10 protein-coding genes and 1 pseudogene are annotated in these 9,193 nt (G+C 68.1%); 9 read left to right on the forward strand and 2 right to left on the reverse strand.

Annotated features, from left to right (window positions below; translation table 11 throughout):
* Nucleotides 1–1,478: NACHT domain-containing protein (locus ACYQ0U_RS22150; RefSeq protein ID WP_459976055.1), on the reverse strand; the 1,478-nt coding region annotated here is incomplete at its 3' end.
* Between the two features lie 469 nt (nucleotides 1,479–1,947).
* On the opposite strand from ACYQ0U_RS22150, the gene ACYQ0U_RS22155 reads away from it, so the two are divergent.
* Together ACYQ0U_RS22155 and ACYQ0U_RS22160 are read left to right on the forward strand one after the other, a co-directional pair.
* A complete protein-coding gene (locus tag ACYQ0U_RS22155) occupies nucleotides 1,948–2,598 on the forward strand; it encodes an aspartate/glutamate racemase family protein (protein WP_459976056.1) in 651 nt (216 codons plus the stop codon).
* A 75-nt stretch (nucleotides 2,599–2,673) separates the two neighbouring features.
* The gene (locus tag ACYQ0U_RS22160; RefSeq protein WP_370107667.1) at nucleotides 2,674–3,117 is read left to right on the forward strand and encodes a HEAT repeat domain-containing protein; all 444 of its coding nucleotides are present in this window, start codon (nucleotides 2,674–2,676) and stop codon (nucleotides 3,115–3,117) included.
* Nucleotides 3,118–3,309: 192 nt separating this feature from the next.
* Here the strand turns inward: ACYQ0U_RS22160 and ACYQ0U_RS22165 are convergent, their stop codons facing one another.
* Nucleotides 3,310–4,254, reverse strand: coding sequence for a LysR family transcriptional regulator (locus ACYQ0U_RS22165; protein WP_299932588.1), 945 nt, complete (start codon nucleotides 4,252–4,254; stop codon nucleotides 3,310–3,312).
* Nucleotides 4,255–4,475: 221 nt separating this feature from the next.
* On the opposite strand from ACYQ0U_RS22165, the gene ACYQ0U_RS22170 reads away from it, so the two are divergent.
* The 7 genes and pseudogenes from ACYQ0U_RS22170 to ACYQ0U_RS22200 form a co-directional block, all read left to right on the forward strand.
* Complete coding sequence (locus ACYQ0U_RS22170; RefSeq protein WP_010834972.1) at nucleotides 4,476–5,429, forward strand: YeiH family protein; 954 nt, start codon at nucleotides 4,476–4,478, stop codon at nucleotides 5,427–5,429.
* A gap of 280 nt (nucleotides 5,430–5,709) precedes the next feature.
* Nucleotides 5,710–6,282, forward strand: a complete 573-nt coding sequence (locus ACYQ0U_RS22175) for a fluoride efflux transporter FluC (protein ID WP_299932599.1) — start codon at nucleotides 5,710–5,712, stop codon at nucleotides 6,280–6,282.
* A 32-nt stretch (nucleotides 6,283–6,314) separates the two neighbouring features.
* A pseudogene (locus tag ACYQ0U_RS22180) lies at nucleotides 6,315–6,646 on the forward strand (DUF190 domain-containing protein).
* Nucleotides 6,643–7,014: a fluoride efflux transporter CrcB gene (crcB, locus tag ACYQ0U_RS22185; protein ID WP_299932602.1), complete on the forward strand. Its 372-nt coding sequence runs from the start codon at nucleotides 6,643–6,645 to the stop codon at nucleotides 7,012–7,014. Before ACYQ0U_RS22180 ends, crcB begins: the two are co-directional and overlap by 4 nt.
* Nucleotides 7,015–7,019: 5 nt before the next feature.
* The gene (locus ACYQ0U_RS22190) at nucleotides 7,020–7,697 is read left to right on the forward strand and encodes a phosphatase PAP2 family protein (RefSeq protein WP_459976059.1); all 678 of its coding nucleotides are present in this window, start codon (nucleotides 7,020–7,022) and stop codon (nucleotides 7,695–7,697) included.
* On the forward strand, nucleotides 7,694–8,533 hold the full coding sequence (locus tag ACYQ0U_RS22195) for an undecaprenyl-diphosphate phosphatase (RefSeq protein WP_299932608.1): 840 nt from the start codon (nucleotides 7,694–7,696) through the stop codon (nucleotides 8,531–8,533). The genes ACYQ0U_RS22190 and ACYQ0U_RS22195 overlap by 4 nt, the downstream gene beginning before the upstream one ends.
* Nucleotides 8,534–8,802: 269 nt before the next feature.
* Nucleotides 8,803–9,193: hypothetical protein (locus ACYQ0U_RS22200; RefSeq protein WP_459976060.1), on the forward strand; the 391-nt coding region annotated here is incomplete at its 3' end.

Here is a 9,193-nt window from a genome sequence, read left to right on the forward strand (position 1 = left end):
CTAAGGCGTACTTGGGCGGCCTTAGTTCCGAAGGCGACGGCCTCAGCGGGTGTCAGGTCGTCGAGTCCGACGGTTTCGAACGACGTCGGGTCGATGTTTTCGGTGTAGCCAACCGGGCGGGTCGTGATGACGGCAAGTAGGTCGCATCGGTCCCCCTCTGCGTTGTTGACGAACTCCACGACGCGCTCGATCACCGTGCGCCGCGTCTCTGGCTCGGTGACCTCGTCCAGGCCATCGAATACGACTATCCAGGGCCAAGCGCGCAGCCAGGAGGTCAGCGTGGCGGGCGTGACGGTGCCATGGTTCGACTTCTTGCTGATGTGTTCGGCCACGTATCGCATCAGCGATTCATCGAGCTTGTGGCCTCGTTCCTCCGCGTAGTCGGCGAGGTCGATGCGCAGCGGCCAGCGCCGGTGCCGCGGGAGTTGGTGCCCCAGCCTCCGCAGCACGTCCTCGGTCCCGGTGATCACAGTGTCGTGGTTGGCCGCTAGTGCCGTGGAGCCTTTGAGCGCTGCAACCCGGTATGCCTGCACGATGAGCTTGGAGATCGTGGTCTTCCCGTTGCCCGGCTGGCCGGTGAGGACGATGTGGCGCGGCCCGTCCACAGCTGTGATGTCTCGGGCTAGGAGGTTGTCTCCCCGCTCGAAGACATGCCGCAGCACGGTGCTCCTGTGGCCTCCGCCCGGGAAGGTCACGGGGAGATCGATGGCGACCTCGTGCACCGGGATGCCGCGGTTTTCGCGGTCACCGGCGTCGTCGAAGTACACCAGCCCGTCGGAGAGGAGTTCGGTGCGTGCCTGGTCGAGCAGAACCGGTTCGCTGTCCTTAACGGCGATGTTGCCCGTGAGCTCAGAGATGAAGGTGAAGACGTCGCTGGCAGTCAAGAAGGCGTCGAACCGGCGGCGCACGCCTTCCTGCGTGCTCAACAGAGCATCGAGCTGGTTGCCGTCCCAGAATCGGATCGTCTTGATGTGCGCGATCCGCTTGCGCCGCTGGACCCTATCGAGAATTGCATCCTGATCGTCGATGTCGCGGCTGGGGTCGTTGAGCCTGTCGCGGTAGGCCCTGATGTTCCTGCGGATGGCGTCGTGGCCGCCCGTGTTCTGAACGGGCGTGAGTGCGACGTTGGTGATGAAGACGAGCTGATCGGGCAGGGGATCGCGCGGGTCCTTCTTATCCCACTCAGCCCAGGCGTCGAGTTCCTTCTTGACCTCTCCCCACAACCACGAGGCATTGGTGGTCTCCGAGTCGGAGATCTTGTCGTGGTGCTTGACCTGGAAGACGGTGTAACCGCTGAAGGTGTCTGCTGAGGACTCGAGTGCTGAGGCGAACTTCAGGTTGCCCTCGAAGTACAGATCGCGGCCGCCGTCCTTGCCAGCGCCCATGACCTGGACACCTGGGCCGAACTCGGCGATCGCCAGCGCAGCGGCCATCGACTGAAAGGCACCGGGGCTCAACAACTGCAGCTGGTGCTTCACGGACGACTCCACTGTTCGACGGACGGCTCAAGGTAGCAACGCGCAGCGACACGGCGTGGTCGAACCGCGCGGTCACCCGTCCGCCTGTCACCAGGCGCTGCCGCGGAGCGAATCCCTACCGGTTCGGTGTTGAGGAGGTAGGTGCGTCGCGGTTGGAAACGTTCGGCGCATCTCGACAAACAGGTGTCGAGATGCACGAAGGATTGATGGCCCACCCGCGGGAGACCTTGACGAGATCGGCCATTTGCGTGGTTGCCGTCAAGGTAGGCCGGTCCGGACACGAGCTCTCCCCGCAGAGCGCCCCGTCACCGGCGAGCTTCGCGGACGGGTCATCCGGGACGCCCGGGCATTGGTCAGTGGGCTGGCCTGCTCAGGTCCCGCACGAGGTTCGGCTTACGGAACATCCGGATCTGCCGAGATGCGTAAGACGAACGGTTCCCCGCACGTGGGTCGCTGGAACACTGGCGTGATGCCGCGAATCGGATTCCTCCACACAGCTCAAGTCCATGTCCCGACCTTCGAGGCACTTGTGGGGGATGCCGATGACAGCTCGTCCTGCGTGCATCGGGTCGAGCCCGACCTCCTTGTCCAGGTGCGCAGGAACGGCCCTACCGCGGACGTCGAGGAAGCCACCCTGGCTGTCCTGCATCAGCTCGCTGACAACGGTGTGGATGTCATCGTCTGCACCTGCTCCACCCTTGGGTCTGTCGCCGAGGCCGTGGGAGCACGTCTACCGGTGCCCGTCCTCCGAGTGGATCGACCGATGGCACGGGCTGCGGTCCAGGCTGGGTCCCGTATCGCTGTCATCGCCGCGCTGGAGTCCACGCTAGAGCCGACTCGTGCACTGCTCGCTGCCGAGGCGCGAAGCGAAGGTGCGTCGTTGACGATCATCGACGTGGGTGTGCCGGACGCATGGGCTGCTTTCGAGTCGGGTGATTCAGACGGTTACCTGCGACAGGTTGCAGACGCGGCCCGCTCCATCGCCGAAAGCGTGGACGTCGTCGTGCTCGCTCAGGCCAGCATGATGGGCGCGGCTGCCATGCTCACCGACCTCCGGAGGCCCGTGCTGGTGAGCCCGGTTCTCGCCGTGCAGCATGCGGTGAGCGCGTCGAGCCGGTAGCGGCGAAACCTCCGCTCATGCCGCGACGCGTGCGCGAATCTGCCGGCGAGGGGGACAGATCTCTACGCTGAACTCATGGCCGGATCATCGTGGGGCAAGACGCCGCGCGAGAGCGTCGAGCAGGAGTGTGCTCGCCGTGGCAAGGATGAGGTTGTGGCGGGATGCGTCGAGCTCCTCACGAAAGGCGACGCGGACCCGGATCTGATCCTGGCCCTGGGTGGTCCGCCGGCGCGCTGGGTCGTCACCGGCGAGCCGCCAGGCCCTCCCTACTGGCTGCGTGTCTGGGCGTTGCGAGGTCTGCTGTGGGCCTGGGATGCCAGGGCACGCTCAGCAGTGGACACGGCACTTCAGGACGAGGCTTGGCGGGTGCGGGAGATGGCGCTTCGAGTCGTGGCCCGTCACCGGCTCGAAGACGCCGTGACGACAGCAGCCGACCTCCAAGACGACCCGAACGCCCGAGTGCGAGCCGCTGCGTCACGGGCTCTGGCCCGGCTCGCCAGCGACAAGGACAGCGCCTGAGAGTCATCGGAAAGACGTCCGCACATGCCGCTGATAGTGCGCAGCTCCGACGCCGGCGACACATCGAGTCCCGCTCGGGGATCCTGCGCTGGCGCGCTCCGCGAGCCAATCCTGCTGCGGTCGCGCTCTGTGTGACCAGTAGTTTGTGGCGCGTTGACCAGCTCGCGCGAGTCACGGTAGCGCCAGCGATCCTCAACGAACTCGCGCTCTGCTCCGGGGTAGACGCCGGGCTCGTGGCCTCTCGGGGACTGCAAGACGAAGCAGGTCCTCTGCCGGGCCGACCGGTCGCTGGCCGGTGAGCCAGACGGCACGTAGCGAGCGGTCGAGGTCGACTCCGTGAACGGGGACCTGGACTAGGCGGCCGGCTGCGACGTCGTCGTGCACTGCCAGGTCGGAGAGCACGGCCGGGCCGGCTCCGGCGATGACTGCGGAGCGGACGCCGCTGCTGGTCGACACCTCGAGCAGGGGTTGGGTGGGGGTGCCGAACGGGGTCAGGGCTCGGTCCAGCGCGGTGCGGGTCCCCGACCCGGCTTCGCGGTGCACCAGCCGCGTTCCGGCCAGCTCCTCAGCCTCTACCGATTTACGGCGCTGGGCCCACGGGTGAGCGGGCGCGACGACGACCACGAGCCGGTCGGTCGCCACGACCTGAGCGGACAGGCCGGAGGGAAGGTCGGGGCCCTCGATGAAGCCGAGGTCGGCGTCGCCCGCGAGAACCGCGGCCGCCGTGGTGTCGCTGTTGCCTGCGGTCAGGCTGACGGCGGTGTCCGGATGCGTGGCGGCCAGCACGACGAGCCAGCCCGGCAGTAGATGCTCGGCCACGGTCAAGCTCGCCGCGACCCGCAGCCGCGCGATGCGGTCGCTGCGCAGGGACGCGATGCCCGCCTCGAGGACGTCCGCAGCAGCGAGGACCCCACGTGCCCACTCGGCCAGCAGTGCACCGTTGGGGGTGAGGTTCGAGCCACGGGCTGAGCGAGTGAGGACCGCGAACCCGACCAGCCGTTCGAGTCCGCGCACCCGTGCGCTCACGGCAGGCTGGCTTAGCCCGCGGGAGGCACCGGCCTTGCTCAGGCTGCCGCTGGCAGCGATCTCGAGGAGCAGCGACAGGGTGTCGAGGTCGGGCACCCGGGTGAGAGTCATCGACCCACTCTAGAGCCCGCCATCAGTCCGGTGGATGACGTCATCGATCCAGGATGTCTACCGAGCGCCCGTCTGCCGGCGCAGGCTGGAAGTACCGACGAAGGAGAATGCCTGTGACCACGGCCCACGAAGCCCCTGTCCACCGACACCGCACCGGCAGCCGCTGCCGCCCGTCCTGCCCGCCCACTCCCGAGCCCGGGCACCGCAGTCCGGTACCTGGGTTGCTCGCCGTCGCAACCGCCACCGGCGTCGCGTTCGGCGTGCATGCCTTGGTCCCAGCGGTGAACCCCTCCACCGTCGCTGTGGTCATCGGCGCGCTCGCGGTCAACATCGGGCTGCACCACCCCTCCCTGCACGTCGGCACCCACGTCGCCTCACACCGGTTCCTGCGCCTGGCCGTCGTGCTGCTTGGCCTGCAGCTGGGGCTGCAACAGCTGCTCGACCTGGGGCCGCGCGGTGCCCTCGTCGTGGTCACCACCGTCACGGTCACGTTCACCGGAACGCGCCTGCTTGGGCGGCTGCTGGGTGTGCCGCCGGCCCGGTCCCTGCTCGTCGCCACCGGCTTCTCGATCTGCGGCGCCTCCGCCGTCGCCGCGATGGAGGAGGTCGCCGGCGGGGACGAGGACGACACGGCGGTCGCAATCGCGCTCGTCACGTTGTGCGGGAGCCTGGCCATCGTGCTGCTCCCGCTGCTTCGTGAGCCCCTCGGGCTCGACCCTGCTGCGTTCGGCAGCTGGGTCGGCGCAAGCGTGCACGACGTGGGCCAGACCGTCGCGACAGCCGACCGCGTACCGGGAGCCCTGACGACCGCGGTCGTCGTCAAGCTCAGCCGCGTCGTGCTCCTCGCCCCGCTCGTCGCCGGGACCGCCGTTGCGCTGCGGCGTCGCACCCCCGCGGCGGCGACGGGGCGCCGCCCACCGCTGCTTCCCCTGTTCGTCGCCGGCTTCCTGGCAGCGATCGCCGTCGCGAGCACCGGGCTCCTGCCCGATCCGGTCCTGCACGGCGCGAAGGTCCTCCAGGAGGTCTTGCTCGCCGCAGCCCTGGTCGGTCTGGGCACCGGGATCCACCTCCCGGTGCTGCGGCGCACCGGAGGCCGCGCGCTGGTGCTCGGCCTCATGTCATGGGTCCTCGTCGCGGGGGTCGCCTACGCCGGCGTACAGCTCACCGGCGCATGACGGGCAAGGGGTGGTGGTCGGTTCGACCAACCCCGCGGTGGGTGGGTCGTGTGGTTCGGGCGCTCCTGCGCCCAACCTGGCCCAACTTGGCCCGACCCTTCGGCGTGATCGTCGGGGATCCCAAACGCTGGGCGGTCCGCGCTGATGTGTTCGGGGTGTCCGGGTTCGCCGGTGAGTGTCGCAGTTGGTTAGCATGAGCGCACACGATGGCGGTGGGGCTCGCCGACAACCGTGGCGGCAGGCCACCAACAGTCCCTACCTGAGACAGGTAGGAGTTCGTGTGCCCGAAAATAGTGACCCCGACGTCGGCGATCTGCCGATCGATCCCGATACGTCCGGTGACAGGCTCACCGGCACGGTCCACCGGTTGCCTTCCTTATTCACGTCGCAGTGGGACGTGCTGCTCGCCATCAGCGCCGGCGGCGCACTGGGGAGCCTGGCACGTTGGGGTGTCGGTGAGCTCCTCCCATGGTCCGGGACCGAGTTCGCGTGGGGGACCTTCGTTGAGAACGTCTCTGGTGGGTTCGCGCTCGGCGTGCTGATGGTGTTCGTGCTGGACGTGTGGCCGTCGCAGCGGTACGTGCGCCCGTTCCTGGGCGTCGGCGTCCTCGGTGGCTACACCACCTTTTCGACCTACATGCTCGACGCACGCCTCCTGCTCGGCGAAGGACAGGTCCTCACCGCGTTCGCATATCTAGGAGGGTCCCTCCTGGCCGGCCTGCTCGCCGTCTGGGCCGGGATCGCCTCCGCACGGTTGATCGCACTCAGGCCGAGACGGTCACGACGCCGACATCTAGCACCTCCCGAGTCTTCCATGTTCGCGCACGACGATGACGAGGTGAGGAACCGATGACGCTGCGGGGTCCAGCGAGCAGGCTGACGATCATGGTGGGGGAGTCCGACCAGGTGCACCACCATCCCGTTTACACCGAGATCGTGCATTTGGCGCACCGGGCCGGGCTGGACGAGGCCAGCGCCTTTCGTGGCATCGAGGGGTTCGGCAAGTCGAACCACATCCGCACCCCCAGGTGTGGTCGCTCCGCAAGGACCCGCCTGTCGCGGTGGTCATCGTGGACACCGACGAGCAGATTCGTGGCTTCCCCGAGCTGGAGCGGCTGGAGCTCGAGGGCATGGTGATCGCGGAGCCGGTCGAGGTCATCCGCTACGCGGGCAGAGGACCAGCCGGCCCGGCCGGCCCGGGGGAGGACCGGCGATGACAGTTGCGATGGTGCTGCTGGGTGGCGCTATCGGCGCTGCGTTGCGCTACCTCACCGATCTGGTCGTCCAGTCCCGCCACGACAGCGTCTTCCCGTGGGGAACCTTCACCGTCAACATGACCGGCTCGCTGGTCTTGGGCGTCACGGCGGCTGCGGTGACCGGCGCTGGGGTGCCGTCGTGGGTGCTGGCCTTGGTCGGCACCGGGTTCTGCGGTGCCCTCACCACGTTCTCCACCTTCGGGTTCGAGACCGTCCGGTTGCTCGAGGAAGGCTCGGTCCTCGCCGCGGGGTTGAACTGCCTCGCGAGCCTGGCGGTCGGTCTGGGCGCGTGCGCCGGTGGGTACGCGATGACGGCCGCGCTCCTGTGAGCGAGGTGACGCCGGTCCGAGGACCGCGGCCGCGCTGGGTGAGATGGCTGCTGGCTGTCGCGGCCGTCCTGCTGTGCGTGCTGACCATCGCGTTGGCCGTGGGCTCGGAGCAGCTCGCGCGGCTCGACCAGACGGTCGCTGACTGGGGCTACCACTCCACCTGGGGCCACGCCGGTCGAAGCTCGTTCTGGGTCGCGGTGGCGACCTACGGGCAGCCGATGGTCCTGCGTGCGGTGCTGGTGCTTCTCGCGCTGGTGCTTCTCCCGCTGCTGCTGGCCCGGAAGCGCAACTGGTGCTTGGCGGCGTGGCTCGTCGCCGTCACCGTGACCGAGAACGTCATCGCCCCCTCGACCAAGCTCCTGCTCAGCCGCCCGCGCCCGGAGTGGCTCGAGCCGATCGCGGTCGAGCACAGTTTGTCCTACCCCTCGGGGCATGCCGCGATGGCAGGGACCTTCGCGGCCGCGGTGATCCTCGTGGCGCTGGCGATGATGGGTCCGGGATGGAGTCGGCGGCTGGTCGTGCTGCTCGCTCTGCTGGTCTACCTTGTGATCTCGGTGGACCGGATCTTCTTGGGTGTCCACTACCTCAGCGATGTCGTCGCCGGAAACCTGCTGGGGCTGTGCATCGCTCTGGCGGGGTGGCTGCTGCTCCTCCGGGTCACGTCCTCCGGGAGCGGGTGGTGAACTTGTGGGAGGCGGTGCTGCTGGGCATCGTCGAGGGGGTCACGGAGTTCCTGCCGATCTCGAGCACCGGCCATCTGACGATCGCCGAGGAGCTGCTCGGGTTGCCGGTTGATGACCCCGGCGTCACCGCCTTCACCGCTCTCATTCAGGTCGGGGCAATCGCTGCGGTTCTCGTCTACTTTCGCACCGACATCCGCACACTGGCGGTGGCGTGGTGTCGGGGACTTGTCGTGCCCGGGGAGCGGCACCGACCCGAGTACCGGATGGCCTGGTGCGTCATTGCGGGGTCCGTCCCGATCGGTGTCGTGGGCTTGCTCGCCAAGGACCTGGTCGCCGGCCCCCTACGCTCCCTGTGGGTCGTGGCCGTCGCACTCGTGGCGTGGAGCTTCGTCATGGTCTTGGCGGAGCGGTCTTCCTCGTGGCGCGGGCAAGCGGGCCGCGACCTCACCGTGCGCGATGCGGTGGTGATCGGGATTGTCCAGTGCGTGGCGCTGGTGCCGGGGGTTTCTCGTTCCGGAGCCACCATCAGCGCAGGGCTCTTTCTTGGACTGGACAGGGTCACTGCCACCCGGGTGTCGTTTTTCTTGTCCATTCCAGCGCTGGTCGCGGCCGGCGCCTACGAGGGGCTAATCACGGCCTCGCAGATCTCCACCACCGTCGGCTGGTGGCCCACCGTGGTGGCGACGGCGGTGAGCTTCGTCGTGGCCTACGTATCAATTGCGTGGCTACTCCGCCTCGTGGCCGGACACCCGATCATCGTCTTCGTCCCCTACCGGTTGGGATTGGCAGCGGTGCTCGTCGGGGGACTGCTGACAGGCCTGGTCAGCGCCACGTGACTCGTCCTTGGTCCGGAATCTTCAAACCGAGGAGGGTCGCACCGAGCGGCACGGCCCTCGTGGCGTTTGGGCTCAGGGTTGGGGTGATCTCGCCGTAACGGCTCGTCGCTCCGCGCGCCCATCCCGCATCGGGTCGCTCCGCGAGCCCATCCCGCATCGGGTCGCTCCGCGAGCCCATGGGCTCGCGGAGCGACCCGGTGCGGGATCCCGTACTGGGTCGCAGACACCCACGACGAGGTGATTCGGGGGAGGTTCTGGCGACACGTTCCATGAACGCCGAAGCCGATTGGGTGACTTCCCTGATGCGCCCACTGGCCGGCGGATGGCACCGTGAGCGCATGCTCTTGAATTTGGAGAAGGGTGTATGGCGGGACCTGACGCGCCGACGCGGGGTCAGCTTTGTGGACCCTCGTCTGGCTCAGCCGGCAAGGGCAGCGCTGGTACTCCAAGCGGCTCACACGCTGTTGCCCGAAGCGGACGTGACGGCGCTACCTTCAATTGCCCGTGACGAACTTCAGGAGGGGCTGAGTGGCCCGCTGCGCACAGCTATCGCTGACGCCGACCCGTCCTCGGAGGGAACCCTTGAGGGTTTGCGCGATCAGCTGGTGGCGACACTCGTGGCAACGCCGGGTCGAGTCGGCGCACTCATGCTGGCCGACC

This window comes from Nocardioides pyridinolyticus (genome assembly GCF_054653575.1).

Coding starts and splice junctions, on each gene's coding strand:
- ACYQ0U_RS22165 (WP_299932588.1), bottom strand. CDS start 4,254: ATGACTCTCACCCGGGTGCCCGACCTCGACACCCTGTCGCTGCTCCTC.
- ACYQ0U_RS22160 (WP_370107667.1), top strand. CDS start 2,674: ATGGCCGGATCATCGTGGGGCAAGACGCCGCGCGAGAGCGTCGAGCAG.
- ACYQ0U_RS22155 (WP_459976056.1), top strand. CDS start 1,948: ATGCCGCGAATCGGATTCCTCCACACAGCTCAAGTCCATGTCCCGACC.
- crcB (WP_299932602.1), top strand. CDS start 6,643: ATGACAGTTGCGATGGTGCTGCTGGGTGGCGCTATCGGCGCTGCGTTG.